At 75.0% G+C, this 19818-nt stretch carries 20 protein-coding genes and 1 tRNA gene; 5 read left to right on the forward strand and 16 right to left on the reverse strand.

Translation table 11 applies throughout. The features are described from left to right. Nucleotides 1-169: 169 nt before the first annotated feature. Nucleotides 170-772, reverse strand: coding sequence for a LysE/ArgO family amino acid transporter (locus LPA27_RS03750; protein ID WP_156697944.1), 603 nt, complete (start codon nt 770-772; stop codon nt 170-172). A gap of 70 nt (nt 773-842) precedes the next feature. On the opposite strand from LPA27_RS03750, the gene LPA27_RS03755 reads away from it, so the two are divergent. Then, nucleotides 843-1757, forward strand: coding sequence for a LysR family transcriptional regulator ArgP (locus LPA27_RS03755; RefSeq protein WP_228941560.1), 915 nt, complete (start codon nt 843-845; stop codon nt 1755-1757). Between the two features lie 96 nt (nt 1758-1853). Here LPA27_RS03755 and mnhG read toward each other — a convergent pair whose 3' ends face one another. The 7 genes from mnhG to LPA27_RS03790 form a co-directional block, all read right to left on the reverse strand. Continuing rightward, nucleotides 1854-2258 (reverse strand): monovalent cation/H(+) antiporter subunit G, encoded by a 405-nt coding sequence (gene mnhG / locus LPA27_RS03760; protein ID WP_228941561.1) that lies wholly within the window; start codon nt 2256-2258, stop codon nt 1854-1856. A gap of 32 nt (nt 2259-2290) precedes the next feature. Beyond that, the gene (locus tag LPA27_RS03765) at nt 2291-2602 is read right to left on the reverse strand and encodes a monovalent cation/H+ antiporter complex subunit F (RefSeq protein ID WP_228941562.1); all 312 of its coding nucleotides are present in this window, start codon (nt 2600-2602) and stop codon (nt 2291-2293) included. Continuing rightward, complete coding sequence (locus LPA27_RS03770; protein WP_228941563.1) at nt 2599-3294, reverse strand: Na+/H+ antiporter subunit E; 696 nt, start codon at nt 3292-3294, stop codon at nt 2599-2601. Before LPA27_RS03770 ends, LPA27_RS03765 begins: the two co-directional genes overlap by 4 nt. After that, on the reverse strand, nt 3291-5009 hold the full coding sequence (locus LPA27_RS03775) for a Na+/H+ antiporter subunit D (protein WP_228941564.1): 1719 nt from the start codon (nt 5007-5009) through the stop codon (nt 3291-3293). The genes LPA27_RS03770 and LPA27_RS03775 overlap by 4 nt, the downstream gene beginning before the upstream one ends. Next, the gene (locus tag LPA27_RS03780) at nt 5006-5443 is read right to left on the reverse strand and encodes a Na(+)/H(+) antiporter subunit C (RefSeq protein WP_228941565.1); all 438 of its coding nucleotides are present in this window, start codon (nt 5441-5443) and stop codon (nt 5006-5008) included. The genes LPA27_RS03775 and LPA27_RS03780 overlap by 4 nt, the downstream gene beginning before the upstream one ends. Continuing rightward, a complete protein-coding gene (locus LPA27_RS03785) occupies nt 5443-8409 on the reverse strand; it encodes a Na+/H+ antiporter subunit A (RefSeq protein ID WP_228941566.1) in 2967 nt (988 codons plus the stop codon). Before LPA27_RS03785 ends, LPA27_RS03780 begins: the two co-directional genes overlap by 1 nt. Nucleotides 8410-8617: 208 nt before the next feature. Then, a complete protein-coding gene (locus tag LPA27_RS03790; RefSeq protein WP_056864922.1) occupies nt 8618-10492 on the reverse strand; it encodes an acyl-CoA dehydrogenase in 1875 nt (624 codons plus the stop codon). A 321-nt stretch (nt 10493-10813) separates the two neighbouring features. Here LPA27_RS03790 and LPA27_RS03795 point away from each other — a divergent pair, with 321 nt between their 5' ends. Further along, complete coding sequence (locus LPA27_RS03795) at nt 10814-11725, forward strand: sulfite exporter TauE/SafE family protein (RefSeq protein WP_056905259.1); 912 nt, start codon at nt 10814-10816, stop codon at nt 11723-11725. Between the two features lie 118 nt (nt 11726-11843). Continuing rightward, nucleotides 11844-12302 (forward strand): RrF2 family transcriptional regulator, encoded by a 459-nt coding sequence (locus LPA27_RS03800; RefSeq protein ID WP_056864920.1) that lies wholly within the window; start codon nt 11844-11846, stop codon nt 12300-12302. A 53-nt stretch (nt 12303-12355) separates the two neighbouring features. Here LPA27_RS03800 and LPA27_RS03805 read toward each other — a convergent pair whose 3' ends face one another. From LPA27_RS03805 to LPA27_RS03830, 6 genes are all read right to left on the reverse strand, one after another. After that, nucleotides 12356-13573, reverse strand: a complete 1218-nt coding sequence (locus tag LPA27_RS03805) for a hypothetical protein (RefSeq protein ID WP_228941567.1) — start codon at nt 13571-13573, stop codon at nt 12356-12358. A gap of 208 nt (nt 13574-13781) precedes the next feature. Beyond that, on the reverse strand, nt 13782-14414 hold the full coding sequence (locus tag LPA27_RS03810; RefSeq protein WP_056864918.1) for a DUF2461 domain-containing protein: 633 nt from the start codon (nt 14412-14414) through the stop codon (nt 13782-13784). A 68-nt stretch (nt 14415-14482) separates the two neighbouring features. Further along, the gene (locus tag LPA27_RS03815) at nt 14483-15022 is read right to left on the reverse strand and encodes a DUF5994 family protein (RefSeq protein WP_228941568.1); all 540 of its coding nucleotides are present in this window, start codon (nt 15020-15022) and stop codon (nt 14483-14485) included. A 170-nt stretch (nt 15023-15192) separates the two neighbouring features. Further along, nucleotides 15193-15423 (reverse strand): hypothetical protein, encoded by a 231-nt coding sequence (locus LPA27_RS03820; protein ID WP_156718359.1) that lies wholly within the window; start codon nt 15421-15423, stop codon nt 15193-15195. A 299-nt stretch (nt 15424-15722) separates the two neighbouring features. Further along, a tRNA-Gly gene (locus LPA27_RS03825) sits at nt 15723-15798 on the reverse strand. A gap of 45 nt (nt 15799-15843) precedes the next feature. Then, entirely contained in the window at nt 15844-16644 is an 801-nt protein-coding gene (locus tag LPA27_RS03830) for an SGNH/GDSL hydrolase family protein (protein WP_056864916.1), read from the reverse strand. A 75-nt stretch (nt 16645-16719) separates the two neighbouring features. On the opposite strand from LPA27_RS03830, the gene dcd reads away from it, so the two are divergent. Further along, complete coding sequence (dcd, locus tag LPA27_RS03835; RefSeq protein ID WP_056864915.1) at nt 16720-17295, forward strand: dCTP deaminase; 576 nt, start codon at nt 16720-16722, stop codon at nt 17293-17295. A gap of 132 nt (nt 17296-17427) precedes the next feature. Then, complete coding sequence (locus tag LPA27_RS03840; RefSeq protein WP_228941569.1) at nt 17428-18441, forward strand: siderophore-interacting protein; 1014 nt, start codon at nt 17428-17430, stop codon at nt 18439-18441. A 113-nt stretch (nt 18442-18554) separates the two neighbouring features. On the opposite strand, the gene LPA27_RS03845 is transcribed toward LPA27_RS03840, so the two are convergent. Both LPA27_RS03845 and LPA27_RS03850 read right to left on the reverse strand, forming a co-directional pair. After that, entirely contained in the window at nt 18555-18707 is a 153-nt protein-coding gene (locus LPA27_RS03845) for a hypothetical protein (RefSeq protein ID WP_156718361.1), read from the reverse strand. A 210-nt stretch (nt 18708-18917) separates the two neighbouring features. After that, nucleotides 18918-19754 carry a DUF4097 family beta strand repeat-containing protein gene (locus LPA27_RS03850; protein ID WP_228941570.1) on the reverse strand — a complete coding sequence of 279 codons (837 nt, stop codon included), beginning with the start codon at nt 19752-19754 and terminating at the stop codon, nt 18918-18920. Nucleotides 19755-19818: the final 64 nt, after the last annotated feature.

A 19818-nucleotide genomic window follows, 5' to 3' on the forward strand; every position in this document is an offset into this window, starting at 1 on the left:
TCGACGTCGACGTCGACGCGGAGGATGTCGACCCGGGGGCGTGCCGCCGTCGGTGCGACACCGCCCCGGGCGCCCGCCACCGTCGGCGCGACCCCGCCCCGGGCGCCCGCCACCGTCGGCGCGACCCCGCCCCGGGTGTGCGCCGGGTCTGGTGCCCGGGGCCCGGGGCTCACCGCAGCGCGAGCGAGACCGCGATCAGCAGCATCACGACGCCGATGACCACGTCGAGCACCTGCCAGGCCCGCGGCCGGGCGAAGAGGCCCGAGGCAAGCCGAGCGCCGTAGCCGAGCCCGGCGAACCACAGCACCGACGCCGCGCACGCCCCGGCGGCGAACCACCACCGTCCCTCGGGCCCGTGCGCGCTCGCGATCGAGCCGAGCAGCAGCACGGTGTCGAGGTAGACGTGCGGGTTGAGCCAGGTCAGCGCGGCCGCCGTCGCCACCGTCGAGCCGAGCGCGGCCGACGCGGCGCCAGTGGTGCGCAGCGCCGAGGAGCCGCGGGCGGCGAGCAGCGAGCGCACGCCGTAGGCCGTCAGGAACGCCACCCCCAGCCACCGCACCACCTCGAGGGCGAGCGGGGCGCGCTCGACCAGGGTGCCGATGCCGGCGACCCCGGCGAGGATCAGCACGAGGTCGGAGACCGCGCAGACCGCGACGACGGCCCCGACGTGGCGGCGCAGCAGCCCCTGGCGCAGCACGAAGGCGTTCTGTGCGCCGATGGCCACGATGAGGGAGAGCCCGGTGAGCAGGCCGGCGCCGAGGTCGAGGATCACGGCCCCGACGCTAGGGCCGCGCGATGGTGAAGGCCAGCGAATGATCCTCAGGGTGCCTTAGCGTGGCTTCATGGACCTGCAGCCCGCCCAGCTCGCCGCCCTGGTGGCGATCGCCGACACCGGCAGCTTCGAGGCCGCGGCCCGCGCGCTCAGCGTGACGCCGAGCGCGGTCAGCCAGCGCATCCGCGCGCTGGAGTCGGCGGCGGGCCAGGTCCTCGTCCGGCGTACGGCACCCTGCGCCCCCACGCGCGCGGGCGAGCGGCTGGTGCGGCTGGGGCGCGAGACCAGCCTGCTGTGGGCCGAGGCCCGCGAGGAGCTGAGCGCCAGCGGCGCGGTGGTGGAGCTGCGGGTGGCGGTCAACGCCGACTCGCTGGCCACGTGGTTCGGCGGGGTGCTCAGCGCCGTCGGCGGCTGGCCCGGTGTCGCGCTGCGCCTCGACGTCGAGGACCAGGCCACCTCGACCGACCTGCTGCGCCGCGGCGAGGCCCTGGCCGCGGTCACCAGCGACCCGGTGGCGGTGCAGGGGTGCACGGTGGGGCCGCTGGGGGTGCTGCGCTACCGCCCGGCCGCGTCGCCGGCCTTCGCGGAGCGCTGGGTGCGCGCGGGCCGGGCCGACTGGGCCGCGATGCCGGTGGTGGTCTTCAACGAGAAGGACGCCCTCCAGGACGACCTGCTCGCCGCGCGCGGCCACCCCCGGCCCCCGGTGGTGCACCGCGTGCCGACCTCCGCCGACTTCCACCAGGCCGTGCGCCGCGGGCTCGGCTGGGGGCTGGTGCCCGAGCCGCAGCTCGGGCCCGACCTCGCGTCCGGTCGGCTGGTGCTGCTCGCCGCCGGCGACCGACCGGGCCGCGACCGGGTCGACGTGGCGCTGCACTGGCAGCGCTGGCGGCTCGACTCGCCCCTGCTGGGTCGCCTCAGCGACGTGGTGAGGAGCGAGGCGGCCGCCGCCCTGCGCCCCCTCGCCCGCCCGCACCACCCGCTGTGACGCCGGGTCGCCCACCCAGCCGCCCCGCCACGACGGGTCGGTGGACGAGGCATCGGGGCGTGACAGCGTGCGGATCCGCCGCGGGCAGCCACGGCCCTACGGCGCGCCGCGGGGCTCGTCGCCGAGGTCGTGGACGCCCTCGGAGAGCTCGTCGACCACCAGCCGCTCGCGGTCGACCTGGTCGCCGCGGAAGGCGGCCCGCCCCACCATGTGGGCGGCGACGGGGGCGGTGGCCATCTGGAAGAGCACGACCAGCACGAGCATGCCCAGCGCCTCGGGCTCGCGCAGCCGCAGGGCGAGCCCGGCGATGACGAGCACCAGGCCGAGCACCTGCGGCTTGGTCGCGGCGTGCATGCGGGTCAGCAGGTCGGGCAGGCGCACCATGCCGATCGCGGCGATGAGCGAGAGGGCGCAGCCGGCCAGCAGCAGCACCGACCCGACGACGTCGCTGACCTGCGCCGCCACCTCGGGCACCGCGGCCAGGGGGGTCGTGGCGGTCATGGCGGTCAGGGGGGCCAGGGCGGCCAGGGCGTTCACAGCCGGCCCCCCTCGGCCTCGTCGCCGCTCTCGGCGTCGACGTCGTCGCTGCCCTTGGCGAAGCGCGCCACCGCGACCGAGCCGACGAAGCCGACCAGGGTCAGCACGAGCAGCACCGGAAGCGTGGTGGAGGTGTCGCGCTCGACGGCGTCGACGGCGATGGCGCAGATGACCACGGCGACGAGCACGTCGAGGGCGACGGTGCGGTCGAGCACGGTGGGGCCGCGGGTGATCCGCACGACGAGCAGCACGGCGGCGAGGCCGAGCATCACCACGCAGGCGGTGGTCACGAGGTCGCTGGGGCTCACGGGGCGGCCTCCCGGTCGCGGTCGGTGTCGCGTGACGGGGGTCCGGGCGTGCGACCGGCGGCCGGCCCGCCCCCGGCAGACCCGCCCCCGCCGGCCCCGCCGTCGGCGGTGAGACCCGCCGCGGCGGCCGCGCCGACGTCCGCGCCCGGGTCCTCGGGGGCGAAGGCGGCGAGCACGCGCGCCTCCAGGGCGAGCACGTCGTCGCGGTAGCGCTGGGCGGCGCCCTCGTCGGCGACGTCGAGCACGTGCAGGTAGAGGGTGTGGGTGGAGCGGCGGGTCTCGACGACCACGCTGCCGGGCACGAGCGAGACCAGGACGGCGACGGTGGTGAGCACGAGGTCCGACTCCGCGCGCAGCGGCACGGCCACGACGGCGCTGCGCGGCACGCAGCGCGGGCGCAGCACGATGAGGGCGACCTGCACGCTGGCGGCGACCACGTCGACCGCGACGTGGCCCAGCAGCCGCGCCAGGGCGACCGGGCGCAGCCGCCCGCCCAGCCGCAGCCGCGGCATCGGGAAGACCAGGCACACCAGCACCGCCACGAGCACCCCGGAGAGCACGATCAGCACGTCGGGGAAGCCCCACAGCAGCGTCCAGACCACGGTCAGCCAGATCACCGAGACCGGCTGCACGGCGTGACGCCGCGAGGGGGTGCTGCTGCCGTCGCGGCGGGTGCGCATGCGCGGGCTCACGAGGGCACCTCGGCGAGCACGGTCTCGACGTAGGCCGTGCGCTCGCGCAGGTCGGCGGCCGCGCGGTCGGTGAAGCCGAAGAGCGGCCCGGCCACCACGCTGAGCAGCAGGCTGAAGGCCACCAGCCCGGCGGTCGGCAGCACCATCGACAGCGGCAGCCGCTCGGGCAGGTCGCCGTCGCACAGGCGCTGGTGCAGGTCGCGGTCGGGCGTCTCGTCGCTGACGATCCGCTCGGCCTCGGCGACGTCGCTCACCGACAGCGCCGCACCCGGCAGGGGTCCGCCGTCGTCGGCGGCCACGCTCGCCAGCGAGCCGCCGCCGACCTGACCGGTGTGGGGGCCGGTGTCGAAGCCCGGGTCGGGCAGGCTCGCGGCGGCCTCGTGGGCCTCCTCGGGGGAGCGCCAGAAGGCCACGGCCCAGGTCTTGGCCACGGCGTAGAGGGTCAGCAGGCTGGTGGCCACGGCCCCGGCGACCAGGGCGTAGGCCAGGGGCGTCCCGACGTCGACGCCGGCCTGGAGCAGGCCGACCTTGCCCAGGAAGCCCGAGAGCGGCGGGATGCCGGCGAGGTTCATCGCCGGCACGAAGAAGAGCAGCCCCAGCACCGGCGCGAGGCGCGCCAGCCCGCCGAGGCGGATCAGCGAGGTGCTGCCCGCGCGGCGCTCGACCAGCCCGACGACGAGGAAGAGCGCGGTCTGGATGGTGATGTGGTGGGCGACGTAGAAGATCGCCCCGGAGACGCCGGCGTCGGTGGCCAGGCCGATGCCGAAGATCATGTAGCCGATGTGGCTGACCAGCGTGAAGGACAGCATGCGCTTGATGTCGCTCTGGGCGATGGCGCCGAGGATGCCCACGACCATGGTCAGCAGCGCCGCCCACAGCAGCAGGTCGGTGAGCGGGCTGTCGGGGAAGAGCAGCGTCTGCACGCGCAGGATCGCGTAGACGCCGACCTTGGTGAGCAGGCCCGCGAAGACGGCCGTGACCGGCGCCGGTGCGGTGGGGTAGCTGTCGGGCAGCCAGAACGACAGCGGGAAGACCGCCGCCTTGATCGCGAACGTGGTCAGCAGCAGCAGCTGGAGCATCAGCGCGACGTGGTCGGGCAGCTCGGCGATGCGCTGGGAGAGCTGGGCCAGGTTGAGGCTGCCGGTGGCGGCGTAGACGACCGCGATGGAGATGAGGAAGAGCATCGAGGACATCAGGTTGACGACGACGTAGATCGTGCCGGCGCGGATGCGGGCCTCGGTGCCGCCGAGGGTCAGCAGCACGTAGCTGGCGAAGAGCAGCATCTCGAAGCTGACGAAGAGGTTGAAGAGGTCGCCGGCCAGGAAGGCGTTGGAGACGCCGGCCACCAGCACCAGGAAGGTGGGGTGGTAGATCGACAGCGAGGCGTGCTCCTCGTCGTCGCCGGTCATGCCCTGACCCAGCGAGTACGCCAGGACCGCCGTGACCACCACGGCCGAGACCAGCAGCATCAGCGCCGAGAGCCGGTCGGCGACCAGCGAGACGCCCAGCGGCTCGGGCCAGCCGCCGATCCAGATCACCTGCGGGCCGCTGCGGTCGGCGGCCACCAGCAGCACCGCGGCCAGCGCGGTGACCGCCATGAGGCTGCCGAGGCTGATCGCGCGCTGGAGCTGCGGGCGGTGCGAGAGCATGAGGGTGGCGCCGGCGCCCAGCAGCGGCAGCACGACGGGCAGGGGCACGAGGGCCTCGACGTTCACGGACGGGTCCCCTCCTCGGCCGGGCGCTCGGAGGTGTCGGCGGAGTCGAGGTCGTAGCCCTGGGAGGACTCGTCGAGGTCGGCGCGGCGGCGGATCGAGGCGTCCTCGACGTCGTCCTGCACGTCGTCGTGGCCGTTGAGCTGCCAGCTGCGGTAGGCCATGGCCACCACGAAGGCGGTGGTGCCGAGGGTGATGACGATGGCGGTGAGCACGAGGGCCTGGGGCAGCGCGTCGCTGAGGCGGCCCTCGGCCTTGCCGACGATGGGGGCGTTGCCGGCCTTCCCGCCGGCCACGAGGTAGAGCAGGCTGATGCCGTTGCTGAGCACGACCAGCCCGACCAGCACGCGGGTGAGGCTGCGCTCGAGCAGCAGGTAGACCCCGCAGCCCACGAGCGCGGCCCCGGTCAGGGTGAGGGTGAGGTTGACCTCCTCCATCAGCGGGCTCCTTCCGGGGCGGCCTGGTCGGTCGGCTGGTCGACCGGCTGGGGCGTGGTGCCGCGCGCGGGGTCCGAGGCGGTGTCGCCGCGGCCCGCGGCCAGGGCGGCGCGCTCATCGGCCAGGATGTGGCGGTCGATGCGCGAGCCGAGCGCGCGCAGCAGGTCGAGCACCAGGCCGATGACCACGAGGTAGACCCCGATGTCGAAGAAGACCGAGGTGACCAGGTGAGGCTCGCCCAGCGGGCCGAGGTGGATCGTGATGTCGGCGCTCTGCAGCACCGAGCCGCCGAAGGCCAGCGGCGCCATCGCGGAGGCGGCGGCCACGGCGAGACCGGCGCCGATAAGGCGGCCGGCGTCGATGGGAGCGGCCTCGTCGAGCTCGTAGCGCCCGCCCGCGAGGTAGCGCACGGCCAGCGCCAGCCCCGTGACCATGCCCGCGGCGAAGCCGCCGCCGGGCAGGTTGTGGCCGGCGATGAGCAGGTAGACCGAGAAGACGACCATGGCGTGGAAGAGCAGCCGGGTGATGACCTCGAAGACGATCGAGCGGCGGTCGGGGCTCAGGGTCCGCGAGCCGGGCAGCCAGGCGCGCCGGCCCGGGCGGGTCGGGATCTTGCGCACGCCCGCGGGGTAGGGGATCTCGTGCACGCGCCGGATCCCGGCGTCGCGGGCGGTGACGAAGACGAGGCTGGCGACGCCGGTCGCGGCGGCGACCAGCACCGAGAGCTCGCCGAGCGTGTCCCAGGCCCGCACGTCGACCAGCACGACGTTGACGATGTTCTTGCCCCCGCCGTACGACACGGCCTCGGGGGGGAAGGCGATCGAGACGGGGGCGGCGGTGCGCGCGGAGCCGGCGACGAGCATGAAGCCCGCGACCGCCGTGCCCACCGCGACGGCGAGCGCCACGCGCCACCAGCGGCTGCGGGCCAGCGGCCGGTCGGTGAAGTACTCCGGCAGCCGGCGCAGCACGAGCACGAAGACCAGCAGCGAGACGGTCTCGACGAGGATCTGGGTCAGCGCCAGGTCGGGGGCGCCGTGGAGCACGAAGAGCAGGGCCGCGCCGTAGCCGGTGACCCCGGCCAGCACGACCGCGCGGAGGCGGCGGCGGGCGCGGGTGGCCATGACCGCGGCGCCCACGGCGACCAGCCCGACGACGGCCTGCGCGGGGGTGTCCCAGGCGACGACGTCGATCTCGGAGGCGTCGGCCAGCAGCAGCGTCGAGCCCGGCACGACGAGCACGACGAGCAGGATGATCGCGAGGTACGTCGACACCGACCCGCGCTGGGTCAGGCCGGTGACCTCGACCGCCGCCCGGTCGACGCCGCGCATCACCAGCCGGTAGCCGTGCTCGAGGCTGCGGTCGGAGCCCCAGCTGCCCTGGAGGCGAGCCACGCGGGCGCGCCCGACGTGGGCCGCGGCGCCCAGGGCCAGCACGACCACCGAGAGCAGCAGCGCGAGTCCGGGGCCGTGCCACAGCGTCAGCTCGGGCTCGTGGGCGCCCTCGGGGAAGACCTCGACCGCAGGGGCGAGCAGCCCGGTGAGGGTCGGCCCGAGCAGGCCGAGCGCGACGGTGAGGCCGGTCAGCAGCACCGGGCCGGCGGCGAACCCGGCCGGCACGTGGTCGACCCGGGTCGGCTCCACCCCGGGCTTGGTGGCGAAGGCGCCCCACACGAAGCGGGCGGAGTAGGCCGCGGTGAGCACCGAGCCGGCCACGACGCCGAGCAGCACGGCCCAGCCGGCGACGGGGCCCAGGCCGGTGCCCTCGCCCTCGCGGGCCAGGTCGACCAGGGCCACGAGGGAGGCCTCCTTCGACACGAAGCCCAGCAGCGGCGGCACCCCGGCCATCGAGGCGGCGGCCAGCGTCGCGGCCGCCGCCAGCACGGGCAGGCGCCGGCCGAGGCCGGAGAGCTCGTGCATGTCGCGGGTGCCGGTGGAGCGGTCGATGACGCCGACGACGAGGAAGAGCGCGGCCTTGAAGAGGGCGTGGGCCAGCAGCAGCCCGAGGCCGGCCAGGGTGGCGCTGCGCGTGCCGAGGCCGAGCACGACGAGCAGGAAGCCCAGCTGGCTGACCGTGCCGTAGGCCAGCAGCAGCTTGACGTCGATCTGGCGCAGCGCGCGCCAGCCGCCGAGCAGCATGGTGGCCACCCCCAGCACCAGCAGCGCCGGGCGCCAGCCGGCGGAGGCCGCGAAGGCGGGGGCGAGCAGGGCCACGAGGTAGACGCCGGCCTTCACCATCGAGGCGGCGTGGAGGTAGGCGCTCACCGGGGTCGGGGCGACCATCGCGCCCGGGAGCCAGAAGTGGAAGGGCAGCAGGGCCGACTTGGTCGCGGCGCCCACGAGCACCAGGAGCACGGCCACGGCCACCGCGGTGCCGGTGGGCGGGTCGGCCAGGATCTCGCTGATGCGGAAGGTGCCGGCGGCGTGACCGAGCAGCAGCATCCCGACCAGCATGGCCAGGCCGCCGAAGGTCGTGACGAGCAGGGCCTGGAGCGCCGACTGGCGGTGGGCGCGCTGGGTGGGGTCGTGGCCGATGAGCACGAAGGAGAAGACCGTGGTCAGCTCCCAGAAGACGTAGACCAGCAGCAGGTCGTCGGCCAGGACCAGCCCGAGCATCGCGCCCACGAAGGCGACCAGCACGCCGGCGAAGCGGCCCAGGTCGCGGGAGTCGGGGGAGAAGTACCACCGGCAGTAGGCCAGCACGACCGCCCCGATCCCGGCGACCACCAGCACCAGCAGCCACTGCAGGGCGCCCATGCGGAAGGCGAGGTCGAGCCCCAGCGAGGGCACCCACCCGGTGACCTCGACGCGCGCACGACCGTCGGCGACGCGTGAGGTCTGCGTCAGGGCCCACACGGTGGTCGCCGCGGGCACGGTGGCGACCAGCCAGAAGGCCCGGAGGCCGAGGGTGCGGACGAGGACGGGGCACAGCGCCGCCACCAGGAGGTGGGCGGTCACGAGGAGCAGCAAGCGGGGCCCTTCCGGGTCCGAGGAGCGAGAGGCGTGCCTCGATCCTACGGGGCCGCGGGGGACCACGGGTCCCCCCGACGGGGGGCCGGGACGCACACCGACCCGCCCGGAGGACCGGGCGGGTCGGCGGTGGTGCGGGGTGGCAGGACTCCGGGCAGGGCTCCGGGCAGGGGGCCTGCCGGGGGTCAGCCGGCGATCGGCCGGTGGGTCAGAACGACGCCTCGTCGAGGTCCATCAGGTCCAGGCCGGTGGCCTCGGCGATGGCGCGCTCGGCGCTGATCTTGGGCAGGTTGTACTGCGCGAAGAACTGCGCGGCGGCGACCTTGCCCTCGTAGAACGCCTTGTCCTTGGCGCTCGGCTCGCCGCCGAGCTTCTCCAGCGCGACCTCGGCCTGGCGCAGCAGCAGCCAGCCGCAGACCACGTCGCCCAGGGCCATCAGCAGCCGGCTGGTGTTGAGGCCGACCTTGTAGATGTTGCGGATCTCGTCCTGGGCCGACATCAGGTCGTTGATCATGTGCCCGACCATGGCGTTGGTGTCCTCGAGCGCGGTCGCGAGCAGCGCGCGCTCGTTCTTCAGCCGGCCGTTGCCGCCCTCGGCGTCGAGGAAGGCCTGGACCTGGCCGGCGAGGTGGCCCAGCGCCCGGCCCTGGTCCTTGACGATCTTGCGGAAGAAGAAGTCCTGGCCCTGGATCGCGGTCGTGCCCTCGTAGAGGGTGTCGATCTTGGCGTCGCGGACGTACTGCTCGATGGGGTACTCCTGCAGGAATCCCGAGCCGCCGAAGGTCTGCAGCGACTCGGTGCCCAGCAGCACCCACGAGCGCTCCGAGCCGTAGCCCTTGACGATCGGCAGGAGCAGGTCGTTGACCGCGGCGGCGAGCTTGACCTCGTCGGTGTCGGTCGTGCCGGCGTGCTCGGCGAGCATCACCTGGTCCTGGTAGGAGGCGGTGTAGAGCACCAGGGCGCGCATGGCCTCGGAGAAGGACTTCTGCACCATCAGCGAGCGGCGCACGTCGGGGTGGTGGGTGATGGTGACGCGCGGGGCGGTCTTGTCGCCCGACTGGGTCAGGTCGGCGCCCTGCTGGCGGGTCTTGGCGTAGTCGAGGGCGTTGAGGTAGCCGGTCGACAGCGTCGCGATGGCCTTCGTGCCCACCATCATGCGGGCGTTCTCGATGACCTGGAACATCTGCGCGATGCCGTTGTGCACCTCGCCGAGCAGCCAGCCCTTGGCCGGCTCGCCGCCGCCGACGGAGGAGTCGCCGAAGGTGACCTCGCAGGTGTTGGAGACCTTGATGCCCATCTTGTGCTCGACGTTGGTGACGTAGACGCCGTTGCGCTCGCCGGTGAGCTCGCCGGTCTGGTGGTCGAAGTGGTGCTGGGGGAGCAGGAAGAGCGAGAGGCCCTTGGTGCCGGGGCCGCCGACGCCCTCGACGCCCACGGGGCGGGCGAGCACGAGGTGCATGATGTTCTCGCTCATGTCGTGCTCGGCCGAGGTGATGAAGCGCTTGACGCCCTCGATGTTCCAGGAGCCGTCCTCGTTGGGCGTGGCCTTGGCGCGGCCCGCGCCGACGTCGGAGCCGGCGTCGGGCTCGGTGAGCACCATGGTGGCGCCCCACTGGCGCTCGACCATGATCTCGGCGATGCGCTTGTCGCGCTCGTTGCCGTTGCGGTGGACCACGCCGGCGAAGGGGGCGCCCGCGCCGTACATCCACACGGGGGCGTTGGCGCCGAGCACCAGCTCGCCGAGGGCCCACACCAGCGAGGAGGGGGCCGGGGTGCCGCCGAGCTCCTCGGAGATCTGCAGGCGCCAGTACTCGGAGTCCATCCAGGCCTGGTAGCTCTTCTTGAACGACGCGGGGATCGGCGCGGTGTTGGTGGCCGGGTCGAAGACCGGCGGGTTGCGGTCGCTGTCCTCGTAGGACGCGGCCAGCTCCTCGCGGGAGAGGCGGTCGACCTCGGCGAGGATCTCGCGGGCCGTGTCGCCGTCGACCTCCGCGAAGGGGCCGGTGCCGAGGATCTCGTCGCGTCCGAGCACCTCGAAGAGGTTGAACTCGATGTCGCGCAGGTTGCTCTTGTAGTGGCTCACTGATCCACACCTTCTGGTTCGTCGCTGGGGTTCGGTCGCCGGTGGGCGGGCCGGTGGGGGTGCTGCCGGTGGTGGTGCCGGTGGTGGTGCGGGGGACCGGGGTGACGTCGGTTACCCGTCGGTTTACTGGTCGGTAACATCATGGTAGGAGCGGCCGCTCGCCCGCGCAAGCGAACGGTCGGGGTCGCGACGGCCCGCGGGCGCGTCCGCGGGAACGGGTGGTGGGGCGCGCCGCCGCGCGCTAAAGTCGACTGTCTTGATCGAATTTGTCGGTCGGTGCCGCGTGCGCGCCCCGACCGACGCCGACCGGAGGGGGACGCGGTGCGCAGGCTGGTCGTGCTCGCCCTGGTCGGACTGGCCGCGCAGCTGGTCGACGGCTCGGTCGGCATGGGCTACGGCGTCACCTCGGCCACGCTGCTGCTGGCCGCCGGCACGGGCCCGGCCGCGGCCTCGGCGGCGATCCACCTCTCCGAGATCGGCACGACGCTGGTCTCCGGCGCCGCCCACCACGCGCTGGGCAACACCGACTGGCGCACGGTCGGCATCCTCGCCGTGCCCGGCTTCGTCGGCGCCTTCGCGGGCGCCACCTTCCTGGTGGGCCTCGACGCCGACGTGGCGGTGCCGGTCGTCGCCGTCGTGCTGCTCGTGCTGGGCTGCTGGGTCACGCTGCGCTTCCTCGCCCAGGGCACCCGCACCCCGCGGCCCGGCCCGCCCCCGCGGGCCGCGCTCCTCGCGCCCGTCGGGCTGGTGGCCGGCGCCCTCGACGCCGTCGGCGGGGGCGGCTGGGGCCCCGTCGGCACCAGCACGCTGCTCTCCTCGGGCCGCCTCGAGCCGCGCAAGGTCGTCGGGTCGGTCGACACCGCCGAGTTCGTGGTGGCGGTGGGCGGCTCGCTGGGCTTCCTCCTCGGCCTCGGCCGGGCCGGCATCGACGGCGCGGTCGTGCTCGCGCTCATGCTCGGCGGGGCCGTGGCCGCCCCGGTGGCCGCCCTCGTCGTGCGGCACCTGCCCGCGCGGGTGCTGGGCGTCGTCGCCGGCGGCGTCATCGTGCTCACCAACGTCACCACCCTCGCCGGCCTGCGCGACGCCGACCCCGTCACCACGGGGCTGCTCGCCGCCCTCGTGGTGGTGCTGTGGGTGCTGTGGGTCGCCTGGGCGGTGCGGCTCGAGCAGTTCGCGCGTGAGGGGGTGCGGCTCGACGTGCCCGACGTACGCCGGGCGCAGCGGGCGCACTGACCGGCGCGGGGCCGGCACGGTGCCGGTGAGGGCCGCACGGGGGCTCGGTCAGGGCTACTGAGTCGCGTGAGTCGCCAAGGTCGACTGGAGGGGTCGACTCATCTGACAGACTGGCCCCATGCGCGTCTCCGCCAAGTCCGACTACGCCCTGCGGGCCCTCATCGAGATGGCCTCGCGCGCCGACGGTCGCGCGGTCAGCGCCGAGGAGCTCGGCCGGCTCCAGGAGATCCCCCACGGCTTCCTGCAGGCGATCCTCGCCGACCTGCGCCGCGCCGGCATCGTGATGTCGCAGCGCGGTCAGTCCGGCGGCTGGCGCATGGGACGCGCCGCGGGCGACGTGTCGGTGGCCGACGTCATCCGGGCCGTCGACGGCCCGCTGGTCTCGGTCTACGGCCTGCGCCCGGAGGCCGTGACCTACAACGAGGCCGCCGGGGAGCTGCAGCACGTCTGGATCGCCGCCCGCCGCGCCCTGCGCGACGTCTTCGAGCAGGTCTCCATCCAGCAGCTCGCCGACCGCGAGCTGCCCAGCACCGTCACCGAGCGGACCTCCGACGAGGACGCCTGGCAGCCGCACTGACCTGCGGCGACCTGCCCGCGGCCGCTGGTCGTGCGGGCTCGGGCCCCGGTCCGTCAGCCCCCGTCGGCTGAGTCGGCTGAGTCGGCTGGGCCGGGTGAGCCGGCTGGGCCGGCTGCGGTGGCGGCGGCCAGCCGGGTCTTGAGCTTGGTGCGCTTGCGCTCGAGCTTCGCGGTACGACGGGCGAGGGCGTCGTTCTCCTCGCGCAGGCGGGCCACCTCGACCAGCAGGTCGGCGACCGAGTCGGTCACCGAGGCCAGCCGCGCGCCGGGGCCGACCTCGTCGGGGTCGACCGCGCGGGTCGGCAGCGCCGGCACGAGGTCGGCGGCATCGCCGTACAGCAGCCAGCCGGCGTCGGCCACCGCCTTGGCCCAGCGCTCGGCGAGGTCGCGCAGCTCGCCGTGGAGCTCGGCGGGGAGCGTCGGGAGCTCCGGGCCCGAGGCCTCCTCGCGGCGGGCCAGGTGGTCCGACACCACGCGTCGCTGCGCGCCGGGGGCCACGCGGCCGTCGACGGCCCGGTTGACCCCGCGCAGCACGGCCAGGCCGGTCGCGTCGAGCCGGGCGCCGCGGTCGGTGTCGACCTCGGTGAGCGGGAGCGCGGCGGCGTCGAAGCCGACCACGCGACCGAGGTCGGCCCACACCGAGGCAGCGCAGTCGCGGCGGGAGACGGAGGCGCCGCGGGCGTCGTCGGCGCGGGGCGCGACGACCACGTGCATCCGGTCGGGGCGGCGCAGCGCGGCGGACCACCGGTGCAGCACGCCCTCCAGGTCGTGCTCGTCCCAGAAGGCGACGGCCTCGGGCGCCTCGCGGGCGGGGTCGAGCACCCGACGGGTCCAGCGGCGCAGCGAGCGGGTGGCCCCGGTGCGGATCGTGTCGGCCCAGGCGCCCACCAGCTGGGAGGCGGGGTCGGCGACGACGGCCACGACGTGCACCTCCCACCCGCTCAGCGCGTCGAGGAGCAGGGCGATCTGGTCGGTGTCGGCGCCGGCGAGGTGCTCCTCGGCCAGCACGACGCTCTCGCCCTTCGCGCAGGCCTTCCGGGCACGGTGGCACAGGGCCGCCCACGTGCCCTCGACCTCGCGGCGGCGGTAGCCGTGCTGCTTGTGGTCGCGCCGCAGCTCCACGGCGGCCCGCAGCACCTCGTCGCCGGCGCGGGTCGGCACGTGCACGCCCGCGGCAGCGAGCGCCGAGGCGTGGTGGGCGAGCGCCGCGGGGAGGAAGGCGCCGCCGGCGCCGGGGAGACCGATGTGGAGGTAGATCCTGCGCTTGGCCATGGCCCGCACGGTGGCAGCGGCGGGCGGCCGGCCGGTGAACTCCCGGCCACGACCGGTGGGCGGCTCGGTGCGGACCGCCGCGGGCCGCCGGCCGACGCCCCCGCCCGCGTCCTACCGACCGTTGCGACCACTGGCAGGGCGTCACCACGGTCGGCCAGTGGTCGCAACGGTCAGTAGGACGGCCGGAGCGGGGCCGGGACGGGCGGCGTCAGTCCTGGCAGTGGCGCCGGGCCCAGTCGACGAGGGGGCGCAGGGTGCGCCAGTCGTCGCGCACGAGGTCGAGGGCGGCGGGGGTGTGGATGACCGGCTCGAAGCCGTGGGACCGCCCGACGGTCAGCGAGCGGTGGCGCAGCAGGTCGATGCGCGGGTGGTCGGCGTCGTAGCCGCGCGGCGAGGTCTTGAGCCGGTCGCCGCCCACCTCGAAGCCCTCGCCGACCAGCGTGGCGAGGAGCGACTCGAGCTCCGCGCCGTAGAGGTCGTGGGCGACGGCGGCGCGGAAGGCCTGGAGCCGACCCCCCGAGGCCTCGTAGAAGCCGGCGCCGGTGCGCAGGCCGCGCGGGGAGAGCTCGACGTACCACCCGGTCGACGGGCCCGCGGCGGCGAAGGCGCCCTGGTGGGTCTTGTAGGGCGTCTTGTCCTTGGCGAAGCGCACGTCGCGGTAGGGCCGGAAGATCTTCACCGCCCCGAACTCCGGGGCCAGCACCTCGGCGAGCGCGGTGAAGGGGGCCTTCACCGACTCCTCGTAGACCCCGCGGTGCTTCTCCCAGAACGACTTGGTGTTGTCGACCTCGAGGTCGTCGTAGAAGTCGAGCGCTGCGACGGGGAAACCGGTGAACTCCACCCGGCGAGCCTAGGCCGCGCCGGTGCGCGACCCGGGCGGGCCCAGGTCCCGGGGGAGCCCGGGCCAGGTCAGGGGGTGGCGCCGGCGCTGTCGTCGTCCCAGGCGTGGTGGCCGAGGTCGTCGGGCCGGTCGGTGTCGAGGCCCAGCAGCTCACGGGCGGTCCGGTGGTTGTCGGGGCCGCCCGCAGCGGTCATGACGGCGCGGGCCTCGGACTCCGAGGTGCCGGGCGGCACGACGACGAGACGGACCCGTCGCCCCGAGGACAGCTTGGCCACCACGAGGTGGGTGTCGTCGCTGGGGAAGGAGCCGGTCTTGACCATGCCGCGGGCCGCGCGGACCCGGCGCGGGGTGGCGACGCCCTCCGGGTCGTCCCAGTCGGGGCGGGAGAACAGCAGCCGGTCGAGGCGCCCGACCTCGACCGGGAAGTGGTCGACGAGGTCGGCGACCTCGGTGACCAGGTCGCGCGAGCGTGGCCACCACGCACCGTCGACGGGACCGTGGGGATCCTCGGCGATGCTCAGGCGCAGCGGCTGGCTGGCGACGGCGGTGCCGCCCGGCGCGGAGGCGACCGGGGCAGCGGGGGACGGGGCGTGCGGTGACGTCGTCATGACGTCCACCTTCCGCACCTGCGTCTCGGCGGACCCGACGGGCCCGGCGTCGCGGGTGATGCTCCCCACCGTACTCCTGCCCGGGGGCGCCTGCCGGTCTCGGGAGGAGCGGTGGAGCGGGTGGCGGCCCGAGCGGAGAGCGGGAGCCGGGCCAGGTGGCAGCCGCGACGCTAGGAGCCCCGGGGCGGGGGCGGGGGTCTGCGCTTCGACCGGTCGAGGGGTCGTGGTGCGGCCGGGGAGCCGCCAGGGCGGTCGGGCCCGGTCGTGATGGCGATGAGGTCCCAGCCGGGCGGGATGGCGGCCATGATGTCGGTGACCATCGAGAGGTAGTCGGTGCCCTGGCGGACGTAGCACTCCTGCGCTGGTCCGCCGGGTGGTCCCGCCGTGGCTTCGATCCTCACGTCGTGAGGCTAGGGGCCCGGTGGTGAGGGGTGTGCCCCGCTCGGACGGCTCCGGGGGGACAGCGCCGTCCGAGCGGGGACCGCGCCGCGGTGGGACCGCGCCGCGAGACCGTCAAATTCCTGTGACAGGCACCACTGTGCTCCCGGTGTCGGCCCGTGTAAAGCCCCCCGTCGCCTGGGTCGCCGGGGCCGACGTCGGCGCTGCCGGGGGCCGACCGACCCGGAGGGTGCCGGCGGGGTACAGCGCGGCTGAGCAGGAACCGGCAGGCGGCCCGGGTGGGGGCCGGCCTGCCGGTGTGTGGAGCGGATGACGAGACTCGAACTCGCGACATCGACCTTGGGAAGGTCGCGCTCTACCAACTGAGCTACATCCGCAACATCACCGAGGGGCGGCCCCGGCGACGGCGTCATGCTAGACGATCACGCTCCGGAGGGTGCAGAGGAGGGTGCGGACCGGGCGGTCAGGTCGCGGGTCAGGGTCGGGTGCTTGGGCGAGAGGCCGTCGCCCGAGGAGCGTCCGGTGAGCCGTCGGTGCACCCACGGTACGGCGCTCTCGCGCAGCCACGTCGCGTGCGCGGCGGCCTGCTCGCGTCGCGTCGTCGGCGCGGCCTCGCGCAGGGGCAGCGCGGCCAGGTCGTGCGCGACGCCGAGGGTGTCGAGCACCTCGATCGCCATCCGCTGGTGGCCGGCGGGGCCCATGTGCATGCGGTCCTCGTCCCACAGCCGCCAGTCGCGGTACTCCTTGAGGCGCCAGAAGTCGACGATGGTGGCGCCGTGGCGGTCGGCGGCCTCGCGCACCAGCTCGTTGTAGAGCGCGAAGCGGGGGCGCACCGGGCGGTAGATCGCCGAGCCGCCCGGGTCGAAGGCGGTCCACACCAGCAGCCGCGCGCCGGTGGCGGCGAGGCGGCCGAGTGCGGCGTCGTAGCGCTCGGCGAGGGCGTCGAGGTCGACCGAGGGGCGCAGGATGTCGTTGGCACCGGCGTAGATCGTGACCAGGTCGGGCTCGAGGGCCAGCGCCGGCTCGAGCTGCTCGGCGAGGATCCCGTCGAGCTTGCGGCCGCGGATGGCGAGGTTGGCGTAGCCGAAGTCGGGCGAGGCGGCGCCGAGGACCTCGGCGACGCGGTCGGCCCAGCCCCGCAGGCCGTTGGGGCGGTCGGGGTCGGGGTCGCCGACGCCCTCGGTGAAGGAGTCGCCCAGGGCGACGTAGCGCTGGTAGGTCACCGACCCATGATGCGGCAGCCGGCCGAGCCCCGGACCCCAGGGTGGCGCCGGCGCGGGGCCGGTAGGTTGAGGCGCGTGCTGCTCAGCGACCGCGACATCCTGGCCGAGATCGACGGCGGCCGTGTGGCCCTCGACCCGTGGGAGCCGCAGATGCTCCAGCCGTCGAGCATCGACGTGCGCCTCGACCGGTACTTCCGCGTCTTCGAGAACCACAAGTACCCCCACATCGACCCCGCGGCCGACCAGTCCGACCTCACCCGGATCGTCGAGCCTGAGGGGGACGAGGCGTTCATCCTGCACCCGGGCGAGTTCGTGCTGGGGTCGACGTACGAGGTCGTGACGCTGCCCGACGACATCGCGGCCCGCGTGGAGGGCAAGTCCTCGCTGGGGCGCCTCGGGCTGTTGACCCACGCCACCGCGGGCTTCGTCGACCCCGGCTTCTCCGGCCACGTCACGCTGGAGCTGGCCAACGTGGCGACGCTGCCGATCAAGCTCTACCCCGGCATGAAGATCGGGCAGTTCTGCTTCTTCCGGCTCTCCTCGCCCTCCGAGCACCCCTACGGCTCGGAGAGGTACGGCTCGCGCTACCAGGGCCAGCGCGGCCCGACGCCGTCGCGCTCCTTCCAGGGCTTCCACCGCACCTCGATCTGAGGCGGCCGCGGCCCCGGTCGCGCCGAGCAGGACGGTCAGGGCAGGACGGTCGGAGCAGGACGCTCGGGGCAGCCCGTCGCGGTGTCAGGTAAGGTTTGCCTTACCTCATCTCGACCGCTCCGGGAGCACCCCATGGCCACAGCCACCTCCACCGCGCGCGCGGCGCTGCCGATGCTGCTGGAGACGGTGACCGTGCGCCGTGTCGAGCGGCTCTCGCCCAGCTTCGTGCGCCTCGAGCTCGGCGCACCTGCGCTGGCCGACCTCGGCGTCGACGGCCCGCTGCTCGACCAGCGCTTCAAGCTCGTCCTGCCCGACGGCGACGGGCCGCTGCCGTCCTTCGAGGCCGCCGACAGCGGCTGGTACGCCGCCTGGCAGGCCCTGCCGCAGGCCGAGCGCGGCCACATGCGCACCTACACCATCCGCGACATCGTCGGCGAGGGCGAGGACACCCGCCTGGTCGTCGACGTCGTGCTCCACGACGAGGGCCCCGACGGCGAGCACCCGCTCGGCCCCGGCGCCCGCTGGGCCTCGCGCGCCCGGGTCGGCGACCGGGCCGTCGTGCTCGCCCCGCGCCGTGGCGTGGCCTACGGCGGCATCGAGTTCGCCCCCACGCCGGGCGCCCGCGTGCTCCTCGTCGGCGACGAGACCGCCGTGCCGGCCGTCGCGGGCATCCTCGCGGGCCTCGACGCCGACGCCGAGGGCCACGCCTTCGTCGAGGTGCCCTGCGCCGCCGACGTGCAGGACCTGCCGCGCCCGGCCGGCGTCGAGCTGACCTGGCTGCCCCGCGACGGCGCGCCCCGCGGGGTGGCGCTGCAGCGCGAGGTGCTGGCCTGCCTGGAGTCGCCCGTGGTGCCGATCGGGCAGGTGGAGGTCGACGAGGTCGACCCCGACCTGTGGGAGACCCCGACGTACTCCTCCTCCGGCGAGGTCGTCGCCGAGGACGGCGGGGGCGGGGCCGGTGGGCGGGACGGGGCGAGTCGCTCGGAGCGGGCGGCCGCCGATCGCCAGACGGTCTACGCCTGGATCGCGGGGGAGTCGAAGGTCGTCACCGGGCTGCGCCGTGTGATGGTGCGCGACCTCGGCATGGACCGCCGCCAGGTGGCCTTCATGGGCTACTGGCGCGAGGGCGTCGCGATGCGGTCCTGACCCGCCCGGTGCCGGCCCGGGTCGATCGGGCCGCGGGGTCGGGTCGTGCGTGGGCCTGGGGGCGTGCGCCGGACGTGCGTCCGGTGGGCTTCCTGGGGGCCTTCGGTGGACGGTCAGGCGTCGAGGGCGTCGGCGACGCGGCGCAGGCCGCGGGCGAGTCGGCGGCGGCGCGGCACGGTGGGCAGGTGGCGCTCGTTGGCACGGGCGACGCGGTCGGCCACGACCTGGCGGGCCTCGTCGCGGTGGATGCTGGGCGGGTAGCTCATGGTGGGTCCTTCGGTCGCTGGGACGGGCCGGATGGGTCGGCTCGGAACGGCGGGGTCGGGCAGGCTGGTCTGTGGGCTGGTCGGGTGGGTTGTTCAGGGTCGGCTGGTCAGGGTCGGCTGGTGAGGGTCGGCTCGTGCCACGCTCGCGGCTGACGCAGGGGCAGGGTCAAGCGCTCGGCGGGCGGTGTCGTGTGGGCGTCGGGGCCGGGCTCAGCGCCGTGAGAGGCGGACGTCGCCCGAGACGGTGGTGGCGCGCACGAGCAGGTGGTCCTGGCCCGGGGCCGGCTCGCCGACCGCGTCGAGCTCGGAGGCGACCTCGCCGCTGACGGAGCCGACGTCGGCCCAGGTGGGGAGGCCGGCGGGCACGCCGACGTGCACGTCGCCCGAGGCGCTGCGCGCGGAGATCGAGCCGTGCTCGGCCCGGTCGACGGCCAGGTCGCCGCTGGCGGTGCTGAAGGAGAGTGCGCCCTGGAGGCTGTGGACGTGGAGGTCGCCCGAGCCGGTCTTCACGACGAGCTCGCGGGTGCAGGCCTCGACGGTGACGTCACCCGACCCGGTGGAGACCTGGGCCGCGCCGTCGACCCGTCCGAGGTCCACGTCCCCGGATCCCGACTGCACGGTGACGTCGGCGCAGCGCGAGAGCCGGACGTTGCCGGAGCCGGTCTCGACGCGGGAGGGCCCGGCGAGGACCTCGACGGTCACGTCGCCCGAAGCGCCCTGGACGGTCGCAGTGGCGAGGGGGCCGACGGTGCTCAGCTCGCTGGAGCCGAGTCGAGCGGTCAGGCGGGAGCCGGCCGGCACGCGGATCGTGAGGTGGTAGTGGCCCTCGGCGCTGCGCCCGGTGGGTGCCGCGACCTCGACCCGACCGTCCTCGGAGCGGACGTCGACGGTGTCGGGGGCGGGGCCCGCGACCGAGACGGTGACCGGCTCGGCGCCGCCGCCGGCGGCTGCGGGTGTCGCGGTGACGTCGACGACGCCGCGGGGGTTGCGGACGACGAGGTCGACCGGTCCGTCGACGGCGAGGCGGTGCTCGCGGGTGCTGCTCATGGCTGCTCCTGGATGGTCGGGGTGCGGGTGGGTCGGGGTGCGGGGTGGGTCGGTGCGCGGGGTG

The organism is Nocardioides sp. Leaf374 (genome assembly GCF_916862475.1).
Lineage (GTDB): Bacteria > Actinomycetota > Actinomycetes > Propionibacteriales > Nocardioidaceae > Nocardioides > Nocardioides kribbensis.

Excerpts from the sequence above, each read along its gene's own strand:
- LPA27_RS03755 (WP_228941560.1), top strand. The coding sequence starts at position 843 with ATGGACCTGCAGCCCGCCCAGCTCGCCGCCCTGGTGGCGATCGCCGAC.
- mnhG (WP_228941561.1), bottom strand. The coding sequence starts at position 2,258 with ATGACCGCCACGACCCCCCTGGCCGCGGTGCCCGAGGTGGCGGCGCAG.
- LPA27_RS03780 (WP_228941565.1), bottom strand. The coding sequence starts at position 5,443 with ATGGAGGAGGTCAACCTCACCCTCACCCTGACCGGGGCCGCGCTCGTG.
- LPA27_RS03800 (WP_056864920.1), top strand. The coding sequence starts at position 11,844 with ATGCGCGTCTCCGCCAAGTCCGACTACGCCCTGCGGGCCCTCATCGAG.
- LPA27_RS03805 (WP_228941567.1), bottom strand. The coding sequence starts at position 13,573 with ATGGCCAAGCGCAGGATCTACCTCCACATCGGTCTCCCCGGCGCCGGC.
- LPA27_RS03815 (WP_228941568.1), bottom strand. The coding sequence starts at position 15,022 with ATGACGACGTCACCGCACGCCCCGTCCCCCGCTGCCCCGGTCGCCTCC.
- LPA27_RS03840 (WP_228941569.1), top strand. The coding sequence starts at position 17,428 with ATGGCCACAGCCACCTCCACCGCGCGCGCGGCGCTGCCGATGCTGCTG.
- LPA27_RS03845 (WP_156718361.1), bottom strand. The coding sequence starts at position 18,707 with ATGAGCTACCCGCCCAGCATCCACCGCGACGAGGCCCGCCAGGTCGTG.
- LPA27_RS03850 (WP_228941570.1), bottom strand. The coding sequence starts at position 19,754 with ATGAGCAGCACCCGCGAGCACCGCCTCGCCGTCGACGGACCGGTCGAC.